Origin of the sequence: Sphingomonas plantiphila (assembly GCF_046000505.1) — a bacterium.
Classification (GTDB): Bacteria; Pseudomonadota; Alphaproteobacteria; order Sphingomonadales; family Sphingomonadaceae; genus Sphingomonas; species Sphingomonas plantiphila.
The window spans coordinates 2,077,764-2,099,405 of sequence record NZ_JBELQC010000001.1 but is presented as its reverse complement, the minus strand read 5'-3'; the positions used below and the strand labels follow the sequence as shown (position 1 = coordinate 2,099,405).

Annotated in this window: 20 protein-coding genes; 13 read left to right on the top strand and 7 right to left on the bottom strand. The window is 65.9% G+C overall.

Translation table 11 applies throughout. The annotated features are described in order from the left end of the window. Positions 1-2: 2 nt before the first annotated feature. Positions 3-959 (bottom strand): tetratricopeptide repeat protein, encoded by a 957-nt coding sequence (locus ABS767_RS09960; RefSeq protein WP_408078200.1) that lies wholly within the window; start codon positions 957-959, stop codon positions 3-5. 212 nt (positions 960-1,171) lie between these two features. Here ABS767_RS09960 and ABS767_RS09955 point away from each other — a divergent pair, with 212 nt between their 5' ends. From ABS767_RS09955 to ABS767_RS09930, 6 genes are all read left to right on the top strand, one after another. Further along, entirely contained in the window at positions 1,172-1,726 is a 555-nt protein-coding gene (locus tag ABS767_RS09955; RefSeq protein WP_408078199.1) for a F0F1 ATP synthase subunit delta, read from the top strand. An 11-nt stretch (positions 1,727-1,737) separates the two neighbouring features. Further along, positions 1,738-3,267, top strand: a complete 1,530-nt coding sequence (gene atpA / locus ABS767_RS09950) for a F0F1 ATP synthase subunit alpha (RefSeq protein WP_408078198.1) — start codon at positions 1,738-1,740, stop codon at positions 3,265-3,267. 204 nt (positions 3,268-3,471) lie between these two features. Further along, positions 3,472-4,350, top strand: coding sequence for a F0F1 ATP synthase subunit gamma (locus ABS767_RS09945; protein ID WP_408078197.1), 879 nt, complete (start codon positions 3,472-3,474; stop codon positions 4,348-4,350). A gap of 5 nt (positions 4,351-4,355) precedes the next feature. Next, the gene (locus tag ABS767_RS09940; protein ID WP_408078196.1) at positions 4,356-4,961 is read left to right on the top strand and encodes a hypothetical protein; all 606 of its coding nucleotides are present in this window, start codon (positions 4,356-4,358) and stop codon (positions 4,959-4,961) included. A 30-nt stretch (positions 4,962-4,991) separates the two neighbouring features. Then, positions 4,992-6,518 (top strand): F0F1 ATP synthase subunit beta, encoded by a 1,527-nt coding sequence (gene atpD / locus ABS767_RS09935; protein WP_408078195.1) that lies wholly within the window; start codon positions 4,992-4,994, stop codon positions 6,516-6,518. Between the two features lie 48 nt (positions 6,519-6,566). Next, a complete protein-coding gene (locus tag ABS767_RS09930; protein WP_408078194.1) occupies positions 6,567-6,821 on the top strand; it encodes an ATP synthase F1 subunit epsilon in 255 nt (84 codons plus the stop codon). 77 nt (positions 6,822-6,898) lie between these two features. Here the strand turns inward: ABS767_RS09930 and ABS767_RS09925 are convergent, their stop codons facing one another. Next, positions 6,899-7,366 carry a hypothetical protein gene (locus tag ABS767_RS09925; RefSeq protein ID WP_408078193.1) on the bottom strand — a complete coding sequence of 156 codons (468 nt, stop codon included), beginning with the start codon at positions 7,364-7,366 and terminating at the stop codon, positions 6,899-6,901. Between the two features lie 62 nt (positions 7,367-7,428). Then, positions 7,429-7,860, bottom strand: coding sequence for a DUF6265 family protein (locus ABS767_RS09920; RefSeq protein WP_408078192.1), 432 nt, complete (start codon positions 7,858-7,860; stop codon positions 7,429-7,431). A 97-nt stretch (positions 7,861-7,957) separates the two neighbouring features. Between ABS767_RS09920 and ABS767_RS09915 the strand changes: the two genes are divergently transcribed. Both ABS767_RS09915 and ABS767_RS09910 read left to right on the top strand, forming a co-directional pair. Continuing rightward, a complete protein-coding gene (locus tag ABS767_RS09915) occupies positions 7,958-9,511 on the top strand; it encodes a CpaF family protein (RefSeq protein ID WP_408078191.1) in 1,554 nt (517 codons plus the stop codon). A 121-nt stretch (positions 9,512-9,632) separates the two neighbouring features. After that, positions 9,633-10,817 carry a retroviral-like aspartic protease family protein gene (locus ABS767_RS09910; RefSeq protein ID WP_408078190.1) on the top strand — a complete coding sequence of 395 codons (1,185 nt, stop codon included), beginning with the start codon at positions 9,633-9,635 and terminating at the stop codon, positions 10,815-10,817. Here the strand turns inward: ABS767_RS09910 and ABS767_RS09905 are convergent, their stop codons facing one another. After that, entirely contained in the window at positions 10,818-11,006 is a 189-nt protein-coding gene (locus ABS767_RS09905) for a hypothetical protein (RefSeq protein ID WP_408078189.1), read from the bottom strand. A gap of 50 nt (positions 11,007-11,056) precedes the next feature. On the opposite strand from ABS767_RS09905, the gene ABS767_RS09900 reads away from it, so the two are divergent. Beyond that, positions 11,057-11,887 (top strand): class I SAM-dependent methyltransferase, encoded by an 831-nt coding sequence (locus ABS767_RS09900; protein ID WP_408078188.1) that lies wholly within the window; start codon positions 11,057-11,059, stop codon positions 11,885-11,887. Positions 11,888-11,932: 45 nt separating this feature from the next. On the opposite strand, the gene ABS767_RS09895 is transcribed toward ABS767_RS09900, so the two are convergent. Beyond that, a complete protein-coding gene (locus ABS767_RS09895; protein WP_408078187.1) occupies positions 11,933-13,714 on the bottom strand; it encodes a tetratricopeptide repeat protein in 1,782 nt (593 codons plus the stop codon). A gap of 60 nt (positions 13,715-13,774) precedes the next feature. After that, complete coding sequence (gene phaR / locus ABS767_RS09890) at positions 13,775-14,338, bottom strand: polyhydroxyalkanoate synthesis repressor PhaR (protein WP_408078186.1); 564 nt, start codon at positions 14,336-14,338, stop codon at positions 13,775-13,777. Between the two features lie 23 nt (positions 14,339-14,361). On the opposite strand from phaR, the gene ABS767_RS09885 reads away from it, so the two are divergent. From ABS767_RS09885 to ABS767_RS09875, 3 genes are all read left to right on the top strand, one after another. Next, positions 14,362-15,459, top strand: coding sequence for an alpha/beta fold hydrolase (locus ABS767_RS09885; RefSeq protein WP_408078185.1), 1,098 nt, complete (start codon positions 14,362-14,364; stop codon positions 15,457-15,459). 30 nt (positions 15,460-15,489) lie between these two features. Beyond that, positions 15,490-16,443: a hypothetical protein gene (locus ABS767_RS09880; RefSeq protein WP_408078184.1), complete on the top strand. Its 954-nt coding sequence runs from the start codon at positions 15,490-15,492 to the stop codon at positions 16,441-16,443. Positions 16,444-16,547: 104 nt separating this feature from the next. Then, positions 16,548-17,723: an acetyl-CoA C-acetyltransferase gene (locus ABS767_RS09875; protein ID WP_408078183.1), complete on the top strand. Its 1,176-nt coding sequence runs from the start codon at positions 16,548-16,550 to the stop codon at positions 17,721-17,723. Positions 17,724-17,756: 33 nt separating this feature from the next. On the opposite strand, the gene ABS767_RS09870 is transcribed toward ABS767_RS09875, so the two are convergent. Then, positions 17,757-18,275 carry a hypothetical protein gene (locus tag ABS767_RS09870; RefSeq protein WP_408078182.1) on the bottom strand — a complete coding sequence of 173 codons (519 nt, stop codon included), beginning with the start codon at positions 18,273-18,275 and terminating at the stop codon, positions 17,757-17,759. Between the two features lie 297 nt (positions 18,276-18,572). Here ABS767_RS09870 and ABS767_RS09865 point away from each other — a divergent pair, with 297 nt between their 5' ends. Further along, positions 18,573-21,470, top strand: coding sequence for a TonB-dependent receptor plug domain-containing protein (locus tag ABS767_RS09865; RefSeq protein ID WP_408078181.1), 2,898 nt, complete (start codon positions 18,573-18,575; stop codon positions 21,468-21,470). Positions 21,471-21,642 lie beyond the last annotated feature (172 nt).

Below are 21,642 nucleotides of genomic sequence, written 5' to 3'. Positions count from 1 at the left end.
ACTCAGCGCCGCCCCGGCCTGCCCGCCCGGCGCGCCTTTTCGTCTTCCGCCCCGGCGATCAGGCGCTCGATCCGCTCCGCGCCCTGCGTCCCCTCATTGTCGCCCCGCCCGATCAGTTGCGCCGCGCGGCGGTAGAGGTCGCCTGCCCGCTCGAAATCCCCCTCAGCCTCGGCACACAGCGCAAGGTCGAAGGTGATCGAAGGGTGGTTCGGCGCCTGCTGGTCCATCGCGGTCCAGGCGGCACAGGCCCCGCGCAGATCGCGCTGCGTCTGCTTGACCACATCCTTGAACGACCGGTTGAGCTCCTTGGGCAGCCCCTTGGTGCTCTCACGAAAGCGGATCGAATAGGTCTCGACCGACGGCACGATGTCGTGCCGCACATTCTCGGCAATGTCGACGATCATGCCGCGAATCGCTTCCTCGGTCGTCCGCGGCGGGTTCTGGCCCCGGCACCAGCTCGTCTCGTCGCGCCGCGGGCGCGAGACGCTATAGACCACGCGACCGTCCGCCCGCGCTAGGCGCAGATCGGCGTTCACATTGATCACGCGCCGGGTGCAGTCCTTTTCGACCTCCTCCTCGCGCAGGCATTTGCCGTCACGCTTGCCCCCTTCGCGCTCGACACACTCCTTTTCCTTGCGCTTGAAGCGGCTCTCCTGGACGCCCGTCACGACATTGCCATTGAGCGCTCCATCCGCATTCTCGCCACCCGGCCCGCCGAGCAGATCGAAATGCACATTACCGGCAATGTCCGGGCGCCCCAGCGCACGTTCGATCGCCATCGCCAGCTGCCTGCCGTCTTCACCCGAAATCCGCCCGACGCGAACCGAATCGAGCATCGCAGCATCGCGATAGGGCGCCGCGAAACGCCCGGTCATCCGGACGCTCTCGGCATGGGCGGCGCTGGCGAGAAACGCTATGGCGGCAAGCGCGATCGCCGCGCGGATCGGTGTCTGAAGCATGATGTTCCCCCTGAATGCATCAGTCCGGGAATGTTTCGCACCCGATCCCTACCGGAGCAAGTCGGTTCACGCGGATCGTCACGACACGGTCACACAGGTTGCATCCTCGCCCCCCCTTTGCTAGGCGCGCGCCAACCCATCGGGGGTGCCGGTCGGCATGCCCCCGAATCCCCATGGGGCCATTTCTAGAGTCCAAGAGGAAACACGCGTCCGTGGATAATTCCGGCGGTATCCAAGCCAGCTTAAGCGGTCGCTATGCGACTGCGCTGTTCGATCTGGCTCGCGAAGGCGGTTCGATCGCGACGGTCGAATCGAGCCTTGCCACGATCAAGCAGGCGCTGACCGACTCGGCCGATTTCGCGGCCCTGACCCGCAGTCCGCTGCTCGGGCGGACCCAGGCCGCGCGCGGTGTCGCTGCTGCGGCGGGGGCGATGAAGCTCGATCCGCTCACCACGCGCTTCCTCGGCGTGCTCGCACAGAATCGCCGCCTGTCGGCGCTGCCCGGCATGATCCGCGACTTCGGCACGCTGGCCGCATTGCATCGCGGAGAAGTGACGGCCGAAGTCACCTCGGCCCACCCGCTCGATGCGAAGCAGGTCGCCGATCTGAAGACGCAGCTGCGCGCCCGCGTCGGCCGCGATGTCAATGTCGACCTGTCGGTCGATCCCTCGCTCCTTGGCGGGCTGGTCGTGAAGATCGGCTCCCAGATGATCGACAGCTCGATCAAGACCCGTTTGAACTCCCTCGCGCATGCGATGAAAGGCTGAAGGCTAAGACAATGGATATCCGCGCCGCAGAAATCTCCAAGGTCATCAAGGACCAGATCGCCAATTTCGGCACCGAGGCAGAGGTCAGCGAGACCGGTCAGGTGTTGAGCGTCGGTGACGGCATCGCGCGCGTCCACGGCCTCGACAATGTCCAGGCAGGCGAGATGGTCGAGTTCTCGAACGGCGTTCAGGGCATGGCGCTCAACCTCGAGGCCGACAATGTCGGCATCGTGATCTTCGGCTCGGACTCGGAGATCAAGGAAGGCGACGTCGTCAAGCGGACCGGTACCATCGTCGACGTGCCGATCGGCAAGGGCCTGCTCGGCCGCGTCGTCGACGGCCTTGGCAACCCGATCGACGGAAAGGGTCCGATCGCCTACACCGAGCGCAGCCGCGTCGAGGTGAAGGCCCCGGGCATCATCCCGCGCAAGTCGGTGCATGAGCCGGTGCAGACTGGCCTCAAGGCGATCGACGCGCTCGTCCCCGTCGGCCGTGGCCAGCGCGAGCTGATCATCGGCGACCGCCAGACCGGCAAGTCGGCCGTCGCGATCGACACCTTCATCAACCAGAAGACCGTCAACGCGGGCGATGACGAGAGCAAGAAGCTCTATTGCGTCTACGTCGCCGTCGGCCAGAAGCGCTCGACCGTCGCGCAGCTCGTGCGCACGCTCGAGGAAAATGGCGCGATGGACTATTCGATCGTGGTCGCCGCGACCGCTTCGGATCCCGCTCCGCTCCAGTTCCTCGCGCCGTACACCGGCTGCACCATGGGCGAGTATTTCCGCGACAACGGCATGCACGCCGTGATCGTCTATGACGATCTGTCGAAGCAGGCCGTCGCCTATCGCCAGATGTCGCTGCTGCTGCGCCGCCCGCCGGGCCGCGAAGCCTATCCGGGCGACGTCTTCTACCTGCACAGCCGCCTGCTCGAGCGCGCGGCGAAGCTGAACGAGGACAATGGCTCGGGCTCCCTCACCGCGCTGCCGATCATTGAGACCCAGGCAGGCGACGTGTCGGCCTACATCCCGACTAACGTGATCTCGATCACCGACGGCCAGATCTTCCTTGAAACCGACCTGTTCTTCGCGGGCATCCGCCCGGCGATCAACGTGGGTCTGTCGGTGTCGCGCGTCGGTTCGTCGGCACAGACCAAGGCGATGAAGAAGGTGTCGGGCTCGATCAAGCTCGAGCTTGCCCAGTATCGCGAAATGGCCGCGTTCGCGCAGTTCGGTTCGGACCTCGACGCCTCGACCCAGAAGCTGCTGAATCGCGGCGCGCGCCTGACCGAGCTGCTCAAGCAGCCGCAGTTCTCGCCGCTGCCGTTCGAGGAACAGACAGTGTCGATCTTCGCCGGCACAAACGGCTATATCGACGCCGTGCCGGTGGCCGATGTCGTCCGCTACGAAGCCGCGATGCTCGCCGAGATGCGCAGCAAGCACGCCGACATCCTTAGCGCGATCCGCGAGAGCAAGGACCTGAGCGACGACACCAAGTCGAAGCTCAAGGACGCGCTCGCCGTGTTCGGCAAGACGTTCGCGTAGGCGATGCGAGAGCGAGCGACATTCATTGCGACCATGACCTTGGCTCCGGCACTCGTGATCGGGTGTTCAGAACCGAAGCAGGAAGTTGCTGACGAAGCGCTCAATCTCGACATGTACGAAATCGCATGCGGCGAGGAAGGCTGGTCCAGTCAAACGGAGCAGGCTCTCGCCACTAACAATACTCAAGCAGGAACTTGCTAGAGGATGGCCAGTCTCAAGGCACTCAAAGTCCGGATCAACTCGGTCAAGTCGACTCAGAAGATCACCAAGGCGATGAAGATGGTCGCCGCCGCCAAGCTGCGCCGCGCGCAGGAGGCCGCGGAGGCCGGACGCCCCTATGCGCAGCGCCTGGAACAGGTCGTTGCCAGCCTCGCGTCGAAGGTCGCGGGCGGCCCCGGCATGTCGCCGCTGCTCGCCGGCACCGGCAAGGACGAGGTCCATCTCTTCGTCGTCGCGACGAGCGACAAGGGCCTCGCGGGCGCGTTCAACACCAACATCGCCCGCCTCGCCCGCCGCCGGGCACAGGAGCTGATCGCGCAGGGCAAGACGGTGAAGTTCTACACCATCGGCCGCAAGGGTCGCGCGGTGCTCAACCGGCTTTACCCCAACAGCTTCGTGCACGGGGTCGAGCCGGGCGACCTCGGCAAGCTCGGCTTCGCCGATGCCCGCGGCTATGCCGACGACCTGATCGCGCGCTTCGAGGCGGGCGAGTATGACGTCGCGCACCTGTTCTACTCGAACTTCAAGTCGGTCCTGACGCAGGAACCGACCGAGCAGCAGCTGATCCCGGTCAAGATTCCGGAAGTTGCCATGGTCGAGGAAGGCGCCGCCGTCGTCGAATACGAGCCCGACGAGGAATCGATCCTCGCCGACCTGCTCCCACGCAACGTCGCGATCCAGCTCTACCGCGCGATCCGTGAAAACGCCGCGTCCGAGCAGGGCAGCAAGATGACCGCGATGGACAACGCCACGCGCAACGCGGGCGATCTCATCAAGCGGCTGTCGATCCAGTATAACCGCGCGCGTCAGGCCGCGATCACGACCGAACTGGTCGAGATCATCTCGGGCGCCGAGGCGCTGTAATCGCGATGCGCGCGCTCTCCCTTCTCCTCGTCGCGTCCGCCGCGCTCGCAGGCTGCAACCAGCAGCCTGCCGAGCCGACGCTTGCGCAGAACGAGGCGGCGGCGCGCGAGGCGGCGGCGGACCTCAAGGGCTGGGACCGCATGTTCGGTTTCCCGACCGAGACGATCGGCCGCCTCAACCAATATGGCTATCGCCTGCCTGCCTACGCGGCGGCGGGTGAAGGCTTCGCGGCCAACGGCGCGGACATCACCTTGTCGCAGTCGGATGCGAAGACGCCGAACACCGGCAGCGTCGTCGTCACCGGCCCCACTGCGGAGGCAATCGACAGCATCGCCTTCACCCTGGCGCTGACCGACGATGCCAATGCCGAGACGGCAAAGAAGCGGCTCACCGACATCGTTCGCGCGTTTCTGTTCCAGTACGGCATCGACGACCAGAAGGCACTCGACGCCATCGCCAAGGAACAGGCGTTCGACGGCATGATCGGCACCGCGCAGACCGTCATCGCCATCGACAAGGGCGACGCCGCCCGGACCCTGACCGTGACTTTTCGCCGCCCCTCCGCTACGGCCCCGGCCGAGGCGATGGTCGGCAATTCCCAGCAACCCTGATCGCATTCGCCAAGCAAGGACTTGAAGAACATGGCAACCGCAGCCCCCACCGCAGACAAGCCCGCGCGCAAGCCGCGCGCGACCAAGCCCAAGGCGTCCGCGACGACCACCGCACCGGTGACCGCGTCCGGCGAGGGCCGCATCGCGCAGGTGATCGGCGCCGTTGTCGACGTCAGCTTCGACGGCGAACTGCCCGCGATTCTTTCGGCGCTCGAAACCGACAATAACGGCCAGCGCCTCGTGCTCGAAGTCGCGCAGCATCTGGGCGAAAACACCGTCCGCACGATCGCGATGGACTCGACCGAGGGTCTGACCCGCGGCCAGAGCGTAACCGCCACCGGCGCGCAGATCCAGGTCCCGGTCGGCCCGGCGACGCTCGGCCGCATCCTCAATGTCGTCGGTGAGCCGATCGACGAGCGCGGCCCGGTCACGACCGACCTGCGCGCGCCGATCCATGCCAAGGCTCCCGAATTCGTCGACCAGTCGACCGAAAGCGCGATTCTCGTCACCGGCATCAAGGTCATCGACCTGCTCGCGCCCTACGCCAAGGGCGGCAAGATCGGCCTGTTCGGCGGCGCCGGCGTGGGCAAGACCGTGCTCATCCAGGAGCTGATCAACAACATCGCCAAGGGCCATGGCGGCACCTCGGTGTTCGCGGGCGTCGGCGAGCGTACCCGTGAGGGCAACGATCTCTATCACGAGTTCCTCGACGCGGGCGTCATCGCCAAGGACGAGGCGGGCAACGCCATCTCCGAGGGCTCGAAGGTCGCGCTGGTCTATGGCCAGATGAACGAGCCGCCGGGTGCCCGTGCCCGCGTCGCGCTCTCGGGCCTGACGATCGCCGAATATTTCCGCGACGTCGAAGGCCAGGACGTGCTGTTCTTCGTCGACAACATCTTCCGCTTCACCCAGGCGGGCGCGGAAGTGTCGGCACTGCTCGGCCGCATCCCGTCGGCCGTGGGCTACCAGCCGACCCTGTCGACCGACATGGGCGCGCTGCAAGAGCGCATCACCTCGACCAACAAGGGTTCGATCACCTCGGTGCAGGCCGTGTACGTCCCCGCGGACGACCTTACCGACCCTGCCCCTGCCACCTCGTTCGCTCACCTCGACGCGACCACGGTTCTCAACCGCGCGATCTCGGAGCTCGGCATCTATCCGGCGGTCGATCCGCTCGACTCGACCAGCCGCGTGCTCGAGCCGCGCGTCGTCGGCCAGGAGCATTACGAGACCGCCCGTGCCGTGCAGTCGATCCTGCAGAAGTACAAGTCGCTGCAGGACATCATCGCCATCCTCGGCATGGACGAGCTGTCGGAAGAGGATAAGCTGACCGTCGCCCGCGCGCGCAAGATCCAGCGCTTCCTCAGCCAGCCGTTCCACGTCGCCGAAGTGTTCACCGGCATCCCGGGCGCGTTCGTGCAGCTCGAAGACACGATCAAGTCGTTCAAGGCGGTCGTGAACGGCGAGTATGACCACCTGCCCGAAAGCGCGTTCTACATGGTCGGCGGCATCGACGACGTCGTCGCCAAGGCCCAGAAGATCGCCGCCGAGGCGTAAGCCACTCTAGCCCTCTCCCCCGAAGGGGGGAGGGAGTAAGGTACGAACATGCTGCACTTCGAACTCGTGACCCCCGAAAAGCTGCTCCGCTCGGAGAATGTCCACATGGTGGTCGTTCCCGGCAGCGAGGGCGATTTCGGCGTGCTGGAGGGTCATGCGCCCTTCATGTCGACGATCCGCGACGGGAATATCGAGATCTACAAGACCGCGTCGAACCAGTCGCCCGAACTGATCCGCGTCGAGGGCGGCTTTGCCGAGATCAGCGAAAAGGGCCTGACGGTGCTCGCCGAAAAGGCCGGCTGACCGTCACGCTCCACCGAAAGCGAAAAGGGGCCGCAGGGACAATCCCTGCGGCCCTTTTTCATTACCTGCCAGCCCGGTCAGCCCCGGCGATATTCCATCGACGTCGCCCAGCGCTCACGATCGCCGCGCTCGACCTTCAATGCGTCGCCGCTCCGGGTAAAGCGCAGCCGTGCAATGCCCATCTTGGTCGGCATCTCGAACGTCACGCTCTGCCCGGCGCGCGCCACTTCGGTGAAGGTGCTGGGCGGGATCGACGGCACGGCGACGCGCAACTGCGCCTTCTCGCCGCCCGTCTCGAACGCCAGTTCAGCCTTGGCGCCCTTCATCGCCGCGCTGGTCCCTTCCTCGCTGCACGAGACCCCCAGCTTGGTCTGCTCGCACGTCATCTCCAGCGCATCGGTCTTCCACGTCCCGCCAAGCCAGTCGAGCTGCCCGCCGGTGACGGGGGTCGCAGCAGCGGACACAATGGGTGCGGGTGCCGGCGCGGCGACGAGGCCGGTCGGCGCGACGACCAAGGTGAAAAGCGAAACGAGAAATGCGAGCATGTGAAACCCCTGTAATCGACTGTGGCTTCGGTCTTTCCCACTTACGCCTCGCTGCGCCACGGTCAGGATCGGTCAACGCACGCGTTTGAACACCCAGCGCATCGGCTTCGTCCCGTCGGCCAGCGCGACTTCGGCGACCAGCTCTTTGCCGCGCCGCCAGTATCGAATGCGCTGCGGATAATCGTGACCGGGATTGGCGAAGGTAATCCCGCTCGCCTCGCGTCCGCTCTCGCGAAACGGAACCGAGGTGCACCCTGCGGGGAACCGTGGAATATGGCGATCTCGTCCTCCAGCTCAATCCGCATATATTCATATGCGCGCGTCTTGCCGTCGCGCACCGTCTGGCTGGTCCCCAGCATCGTGCCACCGCGCGCGGGTCCCCACAGTTCGCAGGTCTGGCGCCCGTCCACCGGTTCGGTGCACCATTCCCCCTCCAGCCAGGCGAGATTGGGCGTCTCGCCCGCGACGATCAGCGCCAGCGTCATCCCGAGCATCGGTCCTATCTCCCGCGCCGCAATCCGCTGATGGTTAGGAACTTGTCAAATCTTGGCGGCTATCTCCCTCCCCTGTAGCGGAATTTGGGGAGCGAATGTGAGCGCATTTGGACGTCGCAGCGGACCCGGGGGAGCGCCGGGGCGACCGGCCTTCGGTGTTGCGCGCCCGATGCAGGGCGGTGGCATGGCGCGTCCGGCAGAGCCCGCCGGCGGCGAGCAATTTCCCCCGTTGCACGACGTGCCCCTTCCAGGTGCAGCGCAGCGCGAACCCGAATCGCCGTCGACCGGCGGAACGGCCGGCGGATCGCATTCGTCCAGCGACGCGATGCAGCGGCTTGCGGATCGCCAATCGGCGTCCGCGGAATCGGGCAGTTCCCGGCACGAGGGGTTCGAAGCCTCGATCCACCGGATCAAGGAACAGGTGTTGCCGCGTCTGCTCGAACGCGTCGACCCCGAAGCGGCCGCCACGCTCAGCAAGGACGAGCTGGCCGAGGAATTCCGCCCGATCATCGGCGAGGTGCTGGCCGAACTCAAGCTCACGCTCAACCGCCGCGAACAATTCGCGCTCGAAAAGGTGCTTGTCGACGAACTGCTCGGCCTCGGCCCGCTCGAGGAACTCCTGTCCGACAGCGCGATCAGCGACATCATGGTCAACGGCCCCGACCAGACCTTTGTCGAGCGCAAGGGCAAGCTCGAGCTCGCCAACATCCAGTTCCGCGACGAGGAGCATCTGTTCCAGATCGCACAGCGCATCTGCAACTCGGTCGGTCGCCGCGTCGATCAGACCACCCCCCTCGCCGACGCGCGCCTCAAGGACGGCTCCCGCGTCAACGTGATCGTCCCGCCGCTCAGCCTCAAGGGCACGGCGATCTCGATCCGCAAATTCTCCGACAAGCCGATCACGCTCGACATGATGGCCGGCTTCGGTTCGATGTCGACCAAGATGGCGACGATGCTGAAGATCGCCGGCGCGTGCCGCTTCAACATCGTCATCTCCGGCGGTACCGGTTCGGGTAAGACGACGATGCTCAACGCGCTGTCGAAGATGATCGACCCGGGCGAGCGCGTGCTGACGATCGAGGACGCGGCGGAACTTCGCCTCCAGCAGCCGCACTGGCTCCCGCTCGAAACGCGCCCGCCGAACCTCGAAGGCCAGGGCGAGATCACCATCCGCGACCTCGTCAAGAACGCGCTGCGTATGCGCCCGGATCGCATCATCCTCGGCGAAATTCGCGGGTCGGAATGTTTCGACCTGCTCTCCGCGATGAACACCGGCCATGACGGCTCGATGTGTACGCTCCACTCCAACAGTCCGCGCGAGTGCCTGGGTCGTATGGAGAACATGGTGATGATGGGCGACATCAAAATCCCGAAGGAGGCGATCAGCCGCCAGATCGCGGATTCGGTCGACCTGATCGTCCAGGTAAAACGCCTGCGCGACGGCAGCCGCCGCGTCACCAACATTACCGAAGTGATCGGGATGGAAGGCCCGGTGATCGTGACGCAGGAGCTGTTCAAGTTCGAATATCTCGACGAGAGCGCCGACGGCAAGATCATCGGCGAGTACCAGTCGATGGGCCTGCGCCCCTATACGCTCGAAAAGGCGCGTGCCTTCGGCTTCGATCAGGCGCTGCTCGAGGCATGCCTCTGACGGCTTCCTGCCCCGTGCCGGCGAACGACCACGTCGCTGCCGCTCCTGCTGTGCGTCAACGGGACATTAACCACGCCCGCAACCGGTGGCGCAGCGCCGCGACCGGCCTAGCATGGCCTTCATGGATGTCCGCGCGCCCATGATGCTGCTTGCCGCCCTGTTCGGGCTCGCAACGCCGCTGGCTCAGGTCAAGGCCGCGCCGCCGGTCATGCACCTCTCCGCCGATACGGAGGCGCGCTGGGTCCCGTTCGAACTGACCCCCGGCAACCAGATCCGATTCCGTACGCTGCTCAACGGCCGCTGGGTCGATGCGATGCTCGACACCGGCGTCACCGACAGCGCGATCTCAGCGCGCTTCGCCCGCGAAGCGGGGCTCAAGCCTCTGGTCAAAGGGCGCGCCGATGCGATCGGGGGAAGCGTCGCGCTGTCTTGGACGGGAATCGACCGGGTCGAGGTCGGTGGCCTCGTCCGCACCGGGGGGCGGGTCGCGATCATCGATGCCGATCCGCGCGTCACCGGCGCGGCGCTGGTCGATCTGTTCGTCGGTTCAGACCTGCTCTCAGCGCACGCGCTGGAGATCGATTACGACGCCCAGCGCTTCCGCCTCCTGCCCAGCGGGAGGATGCCGTTTCGCGGCGCCACCGTTCCGCTACGCCTCGCCGAACGCACCGGCCTATATCTTAGCGAACTCGATTTCGGCGGGCGCGCGCACCGCCCGGTGATCGTCGATACCGGCGACGGCAGCATGGTGACCCTCACCCGCGCTGCCTGGCGTGCCAGCGCCGCGCCGGCCACCCGCACCACCAGCGCGATCGCCTATGGGCTGGGCGGCACGGTCGAAAGCGAGGTGACGATCGTCCCCACGCTGCGCATCGCCGGTTTGGTCGCGCGCGAGGTCGAGCTGCGGGTCGAACCCGATACCGGCTTTTCGGCGCGCAAGGGGACCGCCGGGCGGATCGGCGGCGGCCTGTTGCGGCGCCACCGCGTGCTGCTCGATCCGGGCGCGGGGCGGATGGTGCTCGCACCCGGCGCCCGGGCAGACTGGCCCGTCACCCGCTCGACCAGCGGACTGCTGGTAACGCCGGAGGGCGGCAGCCTGCGCGTGCTCCATGTGATGCGCAACAGCCCCGCCGCCGCGTCGGGATGGCGCGCCGGAGCCAGGATCTGCGCGATCGACGGGATTGCGGTCGCCGACGCCGAGGCGAGCGCGATCCAGGGCTGGTCGGTCGGAACGCCGGGCCGCGAGGTGCGCCTCACCTTGTGCGATGGCGGCGAACGCACGCTCACGCTCGCTCGCTTCTACTGATTACATCCCCTTGAGCGCCAGCGCGGCGCCGGTCACCGCCAGCAGGATCGCCAGAAGCTGGATCAACGTCCACGGCACCCATCCGACCTTGTCGAGGTCGCGCCGCCGGCCCCGCCGCCATTCGGCCAGCCCGCTGACCCCGGCCAGCGCGACCATCGCCCCCACCCCGATCCATAACGGCACTTGCATCGACTCCCGTCCCGCCTACACCTGAAGTTCAGAACAGAGAGGAGCCGATCATGCGCTACACCCTGCCCGCCATCGCCATCACCGCTTCTGCCCTTGCTGCGGCCGCTGCCATCGGCGCGCCCCAGATGGCGACGCCCGGCGCCGATTTGAAGGCTGCGGTTGCCGCCGCCACCCGTACGCCGGCCAATGTGGCACGCGACACCTATCGCCACCCCGCCGAAACGCTCGCCTTTTTCGGGGTGAAGCCGAACCAGACCGTCGTGGAGCTGTGGCCGGGCGGTGGCTGGTACACCGAAATCCTTGCGCCCTATCTCAAGAAGGGCGGCGGGACGCTCTATGCCGCGGCGCCATGGCCCACCGGGTTGAAGGGCACGCAGGCGCTCCAGGCGAAGGACGCTGCCGCCTATGGCGCGGTCAAGCTGGCCGCCTTCCCCGCCGCGGACGGCGAGCCAGCCGTTCCCGCCGGCAGCGCCGATGTTGTGCTCACCTTCCGCAACATCCATAACTGGAAAATGGGGACCAGCGACCGCAGCGCCGAAGCCTTCAAGCAGATTTTCGCGATGCTGAAGCCCGGCGGCACGCTCGGCATCGTCGAGCACCGGCTGCCCGAAAGTGCCGACGCGGCGCGCGAGAAGACCAGCGGCTATGTGAAGGTCTCCACCGTCCGCAAGCTGGCGGAAGAGGCAGGGTTCAAATTCGTCGCCGCGTCGGAAGTGAACGCCAATCCCAAGGACACCGCCGATTGGGAAAACGGCGTCTGGACGCTCCCGCCCAGCTACCGCCTCAAGGACGTCGATCGCGCGAAATACGAGGCGATCGGCGAGAGCGACCGCATGACGCTCAAATTCCGCAAGCCCAACCCGAGCGGGCGGGGCGGCTGAACTGCCTGATCGGGAGCGGAGGGGCCGCGCCGGAGACTGCGAACCTTAGCGCACTCCCGCGGCCAGCCGCCACGACGCTTCCACTTGCCGGCGATATGCCGGGCGTGCGATCCGCAGCGCGCGCTGCGCCGGTTCCGAATAGCCCCGGAACCCCGCGACGCGCCGTCCGACGCCATCGATCGCCAGGTTCAACAATGTTCGCGCCTCTGCCAGGGCGACGCCGTGCTTCAGCAGGTGGCTCGCCAGAGCCCATTCTCCATCGACTCGGTCCTCATCCCCGGGCGGATAGGTTCTCCGGATCGCGACAGCCCGGCGGAACAGCGCCTCGGCCCCAACCGTGTCACCTACGCGATCGTGAGCGAACGCCAGATTGTTGAGCGTGGACGCGATTGAACGATGTCCCTGTGGGTAGGTGCGTTCGAAAATTGCAAGCGCACGGCGATAAAGCGGGATCGCCTCCTTATCCCGCTTTTGAGCCGCCAGATTGTGCGCGATGTTGTTAACAACGAGCGCGACCGTTTGATGGTCCGGCCCCAATCGTTGCTCCAGATAAAAGAGCGCTTGGCGGTACATCGTCTCCGCTTCGCGTAGGTCGCCCATGACATTCAAGGTATGCGCGAGATTGCTGAAGCTGATCGCGATATCCGGATGCCCCGCTGGCAGAACTTGCAGGCGCATCGTCAATGCCGCGCGGTAAAAGGACGCGGCTGCCGCATAGCGGGATTGGCTGGACAGAACATATCCCAGGTTGCTCATCGCCTGGGCGATGCGTGGATCATCGCTGGCAAGGCGCCGCTGATATGTGTCGAGCACCTTGCGCAACAGCATCTCCGCCTCATCCTCCCGCCCCAGCGCGATGAGACACAACGCAAGATTGTTCTCGGCCACCGCGACATCGACATGATCGGCGGGAAGTTGCGCGATCCGTACCGCGAGAATCCGTCGGTAGAGAGGTTCGGCCTCTTGTTCGTTGCCGCGGTCCTGCAGCAGGCGGGCCGAACTCATCAGGACGCGTATGACCTGCGGGTGATCGGGAGATAGCGTCGCTTCGAACAATATCCGCGCTTCACGCAAAAGGGTATCGGCCGTGTCCAGCTGACCGCCATCGATCGCATTGGCTGCGATCCGATAAAGGGCATACGCAATCGCAGGATGGGTCGGCGGCTTTGTCGCACGCGTAAGCACGAGGGCGCGACGCAACATTGTGTCGGCGTCTGGATAGCGCCCGAGTTTGTTCAGCATGACGCCCAGATTGCCCAGCGCAGCCGCCAGTTGATCGCGATCGACCGGCTCGCCCTGCTCGATCAACTGCACCGCCTCCTGATACAGCGCCAGCGCTTCATCCAGTCGGCCGCGCTCCGACAGTGCGGCCGCCATATTGTTGATGGACCTTGCCAAAGCATCGGTGCGCACGGGCCGCGCCGTGCGCTCCGCGTCGAGCGCCTGGCGAAATAGCGCCTCAGCCTCCTGCCATGCTCCCTGTTCGGATAGGGCCAGTGCAAGATTGCCCAACGCCACGCTGCGATCGGGATGCCCGGTAGGAAGAACGGATTGCGCCAGCGCAAGTGCCTGGCGCCCATAGGGGACCGCCGCGGCAGCATCGCCGGCATTGATCAGCATGTTGGTCAAAGCGTTCAGAAGGTCGAGGCAGGCGTCGGCCTTCGGGGCACTTGCCTCGCACCGCGCGAGCTCGACCTTCAGGGCCTCCGACGCCGCGCGAGAGTCACCGCGCTGATAGGCTGCTGTCGCTGTCTCACCATAGGGCCATCGTTGCGATACAGGGGGCGACTGTACCATCAGCGTCGAAAGAGCGAGGGCGACCAGCATCGCCCCGTTCTACCGCGATCCTGATCTGAGGGAACGGTCGAATCCGGTCACTTTCACAGCTCAGCCGAGCTTGTCGACCTGATCCTTGAGCGCCGAGAGCTGCGCCTTCAGCGCCGCGATCTCGTCATCCTTGCTCTTTTCGGGGGCCGCGCCCGCTGGCGTCGCGCCACCCGGCGCTGCGCCGGGCTTGAACGCCTCGGCCGCCGCCTCGAACATCTGCATGTTGCGCTTGGCAATCTCGGCGAAGGGCGAGTTGGCGAATGCGCCCTCGACCGCGGTCTTGAACTGCTCCTGGTTGCGGCGAAAGCTTTCCATCGACGCTTCGAGATAGCCCGGAACCATCGCCTGCATGCTGTCGCCATAGAGCGCGATCAGCTGGCGCAGGAAGTTGACCGGCAGCAGCGTCTGGCCGCGCGCTTCCTCTTCCATGATGATCTGCGTCAGGACATTATGGGTGATGTCCTCCTCGCTCTTCGCATCGATGACCTTGAAGTCGCGCCCCTCGCGCGTCATCGCGGCGAGATGGTCGAGCGTGATGTAGGAAGAGGTTTCGGTGTTGTAGAGTCGCCGGTTCGCGTACTTCTTGATGATGACCGGGCCTTCGGTATTCGCGGTCTTCTTCATGCTGGCCCCCAAAGGTGTCTGATATGTCCCTAACACCTTTCCTTGCCGCATCGCAACACGGACCGCGCCCGCTGCCGCTGTTTCTGGAGTTGCTGCGCAGCGAGACCGCACAATCGCCCGATCGCCGCGCTGCTGCCCTGGCGGGACTCGCCGCCTATCAGGCCGCCCGCCGGCCGCGACCGCGCAAGCCGATGCCTGTGGTCGCGCGAGCGGGGCGGGCGGTGTTGCGCGACTATGGCGGCTACGGCGTCCCGGCGGTGTTCGTGCCCTCGCTCATCAACCCGCCGATGATCCTCGACATGCGCTATCGCCGGTCGCTGCTTCGCTGGTTGTCCCGAAATGGCGTACGCCCACTGCTGGTCGACTGGGGAACGCCCACTCCCCAGGACCGCGCGCAGGATGCGGCGCAGCATATCGAGGAAATGCTGATCCCGTTGCTCCGCAGCATCGGCGAGCCTGTCGCGCTGGTCGGCTATTGCCTTGGCGGCACCTTCGCCGCAGCCGCCGCCAGCGTCGTCCCAGTGCGCGGGCTCGCCATGATCGCCGCGCCCTGGCGCTTCTCGGGTTTTTCTCCCGAGGCGCTCGAGCGCATCGACTCGCTGTGGCACGGTGCGCACGATAGCTGCGACCGGCTTGGACTGGTGCCGATGGAGGTGCTCCAGGCAGGATTCTGGCAACTCGACCCTGCCCGCACCGTCGCAAAGTACGAGCGATTCGGTCGGATGGACCCGACAAGTCCCGCCGCGCGGTCCTTTGTGGCGATGGAGGACTGGGCCAATGCCGGCGCGCCGCTCACCTATGCCGCGGGGCGCCAGATCTTCGACGATTTCTTCGCGACCGACCTGCCCGGTTCCGGCCGCTGGCGGGTCGCCGGGGCGATCGCCGATCCGACCGCCCTGCCCTGCCCGACCGTCGAATTCGTCTCGCTCACCGACCGGATCGTCCCCGCCGCCAGCGCCGCGGGGTTGGCCGACCGGCGCGAACTTCGCCTCGGCCATGTCGGCATGATGGTGGGGTCGTCGGCGCGCACTGCACTTTGGCAGCCGCTCGCAGCGTGGCTGCGCGGACTGGGCCCTTCGCCAAATCTCGGCCCCTCGCGAAATATTGCCGGGGGCCCATGAAACGCATAGCGTTGCGAATTGGGAGGGGCGATGGCACTTGAACCGGAACAGCCTGCGGTATCCCCCGATGCTGCAACTCCTCGCGCGCTCGCGAACACGCAATCAGCGCGCCAGATCGCCATTCTCCTTGCCGTGCTGCTACTCAGCGCGGCCGTAGCGATCGCGTTCGGCTTCGGCTGGTTCGAAAGCGCCGCGATCACGGCGCTGTTCGCGGGCGTCCTTGCCGCCTCTATCGCCTATCACATCCTCGACGGCGCGATCGGCGCATCGTTCAAGACCCCGATGCTTCAACTCGGCGGTGCGGCGGCCATCTTGGTCGGCGTCATGTTCGCACTCCTCGCCCCCCTCAAGGACGAGAGCGAGCGCCGCGCCGCGCGGTCGCGCGCAATCGATGAGGCCGTTGAGCCGTTCGCGAAGCGCCTGAGGGACAAGGATATCGAGATCGCGCGACGCGACGCACGTATCGCGCAATTGCAACAGGGCAGCCGCCCCGCGGGCGGATGCGGCGCGACCTGCGGCGACGACGAAATCGCCGCGCGCATCGCCGATCTCGATCCCACGTCACCGCTCGGCGATCGGTTGCGCCGGATTGCGCGCGAGGAGCGTGGACCGTGGGAACGCAGTTCGATGCCCGTGCAGATCAGCTTCACCGAATTGAAGATCGAAGAGGATCGACGCAGCGAGCCGGTCTTTCGCGCCTGCCGCTCCAACGAGCGGGCAGCAGGGAGTCGGATCATGTTCGCGCTGACCGACCCTGCGCTATCGGCCGAGGGGGAACGGGTGACCGCCCGGTTTGCCGGCCGCATCGGTGACAATGAATGCGAAGGCTCGAACGCGGACCGGGTGCAACTGAGCTGTGCGAGTGCGCTGCGCATGATCCCCTCGGGGGTCGCGGGATGCACCGCCAGCGGCGTGATACGATGGAAGGCAGGCTTCAAAGGAAGCACCCGCTACGCCGCATCGGGCGAGATCGTCTCCGACTGAATGCGCGCCGGTGCTGGCGAAGCGGCGGCCCAGTCGCTAGATAGCGCGCAAGCAAGGCGCACTGGCGATGCCCGGCGCGCACGGCCGCAATTCAAGGAGTTCCCATGACCGAAGTCGTCATCACCGCCGCCAAGCGCACCCCTGTCGGCAGCTTTCTCGGCGCCTTCGCCGCCACGCCCGCCCACGAACTCGGCCGCATCGCGATCGAGGCGGCGCTGGAGCAGGCCGGGGTGAAGGGCGAAGAAGTTTCCGAAGTCATCCTGGGCCAGGTGCTCACCGCCGCGCAGGGCCAGAATCCCGCGCGCCAGGCGTCGATGGCGGCGGGCGTGCCCAAGGAAGTTCCAGCCTGGGGCCTCAACCAGGTCTGTGGCTCGGGCCTCCGCGCAGTCGCGCTGGCGGCACAGGCGATCCAGACCGGCGACGCGACCATCGTCGTCGCGGGCGGCCAGGAATCGATGTCGCAGTCCGCGCACGCCCAGACGCTGCGTGCGGGTGCGAAGATGGGCGACGTCGCGCTGGTCGACACGATGATCAAGGACGGCCTGACCGACGTGTTCAACGGCTATCACATGGGCATCACCGCCGAGAATCTGGCAGAGCAGTATCAGGTGACCCGCGGCGAGCAGGACGAATTCGCCGTCCGTTCGCAGAATCTCGCCGAACAGGCGCGCGCCGACGGAAAGTTCAAGGACGAGATTGCCCCGGTCACGCTCAAGACGCGCAAGGGCGAGACGGTGGTCGACCAGGATGAATATATCCGCGCTGGCGCGACACTCGACGCCGTCAGCGGGCTGCGCCCTGCCTTCAAGAAGGATGGCACCGTCACCGCTGCCAACGCCTCGGGCATCAACGACGGCGCCGCCGCGCTGGTGGTGATGAGCCGCGCGGAAGCCGAAAAGCGCGGCGCACCGGTTCTCGCCACGATCAAGAGCTGGGCGACCGCGGGCGTCGACCCTTCGATCATGGGGATCGGCCCGGTGCCGGCTTCGAAAAAGGCGCTCGAAAAGGCCGGATGGACCGTCGCCGACCTCGATCTGATCGAGGCCAACGAAGCCTTTGCCGCTCAGGCGCTGTGCGTCGGCAAGGAACTCTCCCTCGATCCGGACAAGGTCAACGTCAATGGCGGCGCCATCGCCATCGGCCATCCGATCGGCGCGAGCGGTGCGCGCGTGCTCACCACCCTCCTCTACGAAATGCAGCGCCGCGACGCGAAAAAGGGTCTGGCGACGCTGTGCATCGGTGGCGGGATGGGCATCGCCATGTGCGTCGAGCGGGGATGATCGGGCGGGTGCGCGGCGACACCGCGCACCCCGTCAGTCGATCCGCTTGATCCGCGCCGACCGCAGCCCGTTGACCGATCCCATGAAGCTGCCGAGCGCCGCGCGGCGGATTGTGATGGAATCGCCGGTCTTGGGTTCGGCGGAGGGGAATGGCTCGAGCGTCTGCCAGGTCGATCCGTCCTCGAGCTTGATCGTCCAGCGGTCGTAGCCGCTGCGCCAGGCGCGGTCGATCTTGGCGGTGATCTCCTTGATCTCCTCGCGCTCTTCCTCGTCGTCGTCGCCGCCGAACAGCTTGATCTTGGGCAGCGCGATCCCGAAAAGCCGCCGCCGCGTATCGCGCACCGATTCCCGTGTCACGACCACGATCTCTTTCTTGTCGCGCGCGTCTTGCAGTGCAGCGACGGCCGAGTCGAAGCAGGCGAGTCGCGCGGTCGGATCGGTGATCGCGCGGCATTTGGTCACATCCTCGACCAACGGGGATGGCTTTGCCTCCTGTGCGCTGGCGGGCGTCGCCAGACTTCCGATTGCCGTTGCCACGAGGATCAGGCGCATCACGAACTCCCTCCCTGTCCGGCCGAGCGGGCCGATTCTGGATCGGGACACGCTGCCACGACCGTGCACGGATCGCCACCCCGAACCCCATGTTTCGAATATGTGTCGAATTTGTCACACAGGTTACGAAAATCCATGACAGCGCGGTTATCGCATTGCGGCAAAGATGAACCCCAACTTACAACTCCCCGCAGCGCCCGCAGCCACACGACCGGTAGCCGGGCCAACCGCATGACCATTTCAAGGTCAGTCTTAGGGGGTTTAGAACCTATGAAATCTGTTTTCCGCACTCGCCTGATGGCGTCGACGCTGCTGATCGGCGCGTCGATGGCGGCGACGCCTGCGTTCGCGCAGGTCACGGATGGCGCGCAAGAAGAAGATGCGCCCACCACCGTCACCATCACCGGCACCCGCATCGCGCGTCCCGACCTGGAGGCGCCCAGCCCCGTCACCACCGTTTCGGCCGAGCAGATCGCTCTGACCGGCACGCAGACGCTCGAAAACCTCGTCAACGAACTGCCGCAGGTCATTCCGGGCAACACCCGCGTGTCGAACAACTCGGGCGGTGAGAACTTCGCCACCCTCGACCTGCGTGGCCTTGGCCCGGGCCGCACGCTCATCCTGCTGAACGGTGAGCGTCTCCCGGCTTCGACCACCACCGGCGTGACCGACATCTCGCAGATCCCGGTCGGCCTGATCCAGCGCGTCGACGTTGTGACCGGCGGCGCTTCGGCCGTTTACGGTTCGGACGCGATCGCGGGCGTCGTCAACTTCATCCTTCGTGACGATTACGAAGGCATGGAGATCACCGCGCAGACCAACATCGCCGAAGAGGGCGTGGGCTTCAACCACTCCATCTCGGGCATGTTCGGCGGCAACTTCGCCGACGGCAAGGGCAACATCACCCTGTACGCGTCGTATTTCGACCGTGAAGGCGTCGGCCAGGACCGTTTCGACTATTCGCGCACCTCGAGCGCCGTTCTCTATGACACGGCCAGCGGCAACCTCGTCGTCATCGACGATCCGCGTGAGCGTCTCGCCAGCTACGCCGACATCGGCGCACCCGGCGGTTCGGGCACCCCGGCCTGGGGCACGATCACCAACAGCGCTGCGAACCCGTTCAACACGGCGTTCCTCAACACGCTGCCTGGCTTCAACCCGGCCCTCACCCCGGCAGGCTGCGGCCGCTCGCTCGGCACGTTGACCTTCGCTCCGAACGGCGCGCTGTCGCCGACCTATGGCAGCGGCGCGTGCACCATCGGTGACGGTCCGAACCGTGAATATGGCTCGTCGCGCTACAACTTCGCGCCGGCGAACTACCTCATCACCCCGTACGACCGCCTGAACTTCTCGGCGATCGGCAGCTACGAGCTGGGCGATGACACGATGTTCCGCTTCTACAGTGCGTTCACCCAGGCGAACCAGCAGGTCAACCTGGCACCGACGCCTGCAACCGGCATCGTTGTTCCGTACAACTCGCCGCTGATCCCGGCGGACCTGGCTGCGGCTCTGGCAACGCGCCCGAACCCGACGGCGCCGTTCACGATGACCCGTCGCTTCACCGAGACCGGTCCGCGCGATGGCCGCTTCAAGACCGACTCGTTCAGCATCCGTGGCGTTATCGAGCATGACCTCGGCAACGGCTGGAACGTCAATGCGATTGCCAGCTACGGCCGCGTCGACAACGCACTGCGCGGCATCGGCAACATCAACCGCACCGCGGTGACCCAGGGTCTGAACGGCTGCCCGACCGGCTCGCTGCCGGGCTGCGTGCCGCTCGACATCTTCGGTCAGAACACGCTGACGCCGGCGATGGTCAACTTCGTCCAGATCGACACGCAGACGCAGGAATCGTTCGAGCAGGTCCGCGCCGCGGCCAACCTGACCGGCGAACTGTTCGAACTGCCGGGCGGCGCTGCCGGCCTCGCAGTCGGCGTCGAGTATCGCAAGGACACGGGTTCGACCGTGGTCGACGATGCGATGCGCACGGGCAACATCTACGGCTTCAACGCTGCTCAGTCGATCAACGGCTCGATCAACGTCAAGGAAGTCTACGGCGAAGTCCGCCTGCCGATCCTCGGCGGCGACGGATTCCCCGACATGCTCGCAGTCGGCGCCGGTGCGCGTTATTCGGACTATTCGTCGATCGGCGGCCTGTTCAACTGGAAGGCCGAAGTCGAATTCGCTCCGATCAAGGAAGTCCGCTTCCGCGGTACCTACAACCGTGCGGCGCGCGCGCCGAACGTGTTCGAGCTGTTCCAGAACGGTGACCAGGGCTTCTACAGCACGGTCGACCCCTGCAACGCGACGGCTACCCGCACGGCGACCACCCGCGCGAACTGCCTTGCCTTCGGCGTTCCGGCTGCTCTGATCGACACCTTCTCGGCTGCCAACAGCCAGGCACAGGGCTTCGCCTTCGGCGACCCGAACCTGACCGAAGAAAAGGCCGAGACCTGGACGGTCGGCGCGGTGATTTCGCCGGGTCGCGTTCTGGGCGGTCAGCTCAACCTGACGATCGACTACTACAACATCGAACTGACCAACCGCATCGCCGGCCAGTCGCCCCAGTTCTACCTGAACCAGTGCTACTCGCAGTCGATCGCCGCATCGTGCGCCAACATTCAGCGCGATCCGGGTTCGGGTCAGATCGTTGCAGTCAACGTCGGTCGCCTGAACAGCCCGACCCCGCTGACCACGGCGGGTGTGGACGTCGGCTTCGACTGGTCGGTTCCGGTCGGTGACGGCGCACGCGTCTTCATCAGCAACCTGACCACCTATGTCGACAAGTACGACATCGGCGGCACCAACTATGCCGACACTGCCGAAGGCGGCATCGGTGGCGTGACGTTCCGCTGGGGCAACACGCTGACCGCCGGCTACCGCACGGACAAGTTCACCGGCCAGGTGCGCTACGTGTGGCGCCAGGGTGGTCGTCAGGACTATGTCGGTGGTACCTTCGAGGGTCTCTGCAGCCCCGGCGGCTGCCGCGTGCCCGACCTGAACCTCGTCAACCTGTCGCTCCGCTATGCGGTCACCGACAATTTCGAGCTGACCGGCATCGTGAACAACCTCCTCGACAAGTTCCCGCCGCAGACCGCGGGTGGCTTCTTCGAGCAGGCCAACACCAACATCAACTTCTACGACAGCTACGCGCTGGGCCGGAACTTCACCTTCCAGGCGAAGATCAAGCTCTGATCGTAACGATCAAGTCGAACTACGAACGGCGGGGAGAAATCCCCGCCGTTTTTTTATGCGTCGCGGAATGGGAAGCGCCGATCCGCTTCCGCTGGCGGGAGCGTGCGAGGGCTTGATGTGCGCGGAACGGGTACGCGTCGTCGCCCCCCGCTTGAAGCGGCCCGGCGCACTA

Bases quoted from the DNA above. Each gene is read 5' to 3' on its own strand.
- ABS767_RS09925 (WP_408078193.1), bottom strand. From the start codon at position 7,366: ATGCTCGCATTTCTCGTTTCGCTTTTCACCTTGGTCGTCGCGCCGACC.
- ABS767_RS09930 (WP_408078194.1), top strand. From the start codon at position 6,567: ATGCTGCACTTCGAACTCGTGACCCCCGAAAAGCTGCTCCGCTCGGAG.
- ABS767_RS09875 (WP_408078183.1), top strand. From the start codon at position 16,548: ATGACCGAAGTCGTCATCACCGCCGCCAAGCGCACCCCTGTCGGCAGC.
- atpA (WP_408078198.1), top strand. From the start codon at position 1,738: ATGGATATCCGCGCCGCAGAAATCTCCAAGGTCATCAAGGACCAGATC.
- ABS767_RS09960 (WP_408078200.1), bottom strand. From the start codon at position 959: ATGCTTCAGACACCGATCCGCGCGGCGATCGCGCTTGCCGCCATAGCG.
- phaR (WP_408078186.1), bottom strand. From the start codon at position 14,338: ATGAAGAAGACCGCGAATACCGAAGGCCCGGTCATCATCAAGAAGTAC.
- ABS767_RS09905 (WP_408078189.1), bottom strand. From the start codon at position 11,006: ATGCAAGTGCCGTTATGGATCGGGGTGGGGGCGATGGTCGCGCTGGCC.
- ABS767_RS09870 (WP_408078182.1), bottom strand. From the start codon at position 18,275: ATGCGCCTGATCCTCGTGGCAACGGCAATCGGAAGTCTGGCGACGCCC.
- ABS767_RS09885 (WP_408078185.1), top strand. From the start codon at position 14,362: ATGTCCCTAACACCTTTCCTTGCCGCATCGCAACACGGACCGCGCCCG.
- ABS767_RS09945 (WP_408078197.1), top strand. From the start codon at position 3,472: ATGGCCAGTCTCAAGGCACTCAAAGTCCGGATCAACTCGGTCAAGTCG.
- ABS767_RS09940 (WP_408078196.1), top strand. From the start codon at position 4,356: ATGCGCGCGCTCTCCCTTCTCCTCGTCGCGTCCGCCGCGCTCGCAGGC.
- ABS767_RS09910 (WP_408078190.1), top strand. From the start codon at position 9,633: ATGGATGTCCGCGCGCCCATGATGCTGCTTGCCGCCCTGTTCGGGCTC.
- ABS767_RS09920 (WP_408078192.1), bottom strand. From the start codon at position 7,860: ATGCTCGGGATGACGCTGGCGCTGATCGTCGCGGGCGAGACGCCCAAT.
- ABS767_RS09880 (WP_408078184.1), top strand. From the start codon at position 15,490: ATGGCACTTGAACCGGAACAGCCTGCGGTATCCCCCGATGCTGCAACT.
- ABS767_RS09900 (WP_408078188.1), top strand. From the start codon at position 11,057: ATGCGCTACACCCTGCCCGCCATCGCCATCACCGCTTCTGCCCTTGCT.
- ABS767_RS09865 (WP_408078181.1), top strand. From the start codon at position 18,573: ATGGCGTCGACGCTGCTGATCGGCGCGTCGATGGCGGCGACGCCTGCG.
- atpD (WP_408078195.1), top strand. From the start codon at position 4,992: ATGGCAACCGCAGCCCCCACCGCAGACAAGCCCGCGCGCAAGCCGCGC.
- ABS767_RS09895 (WP_408078187.1), bottom strand. From the start codon at position 13,714: ATGCTGGTCGCCCTCGCTCTTTCGACGCTGATGGTACAGTCGCCCCCT.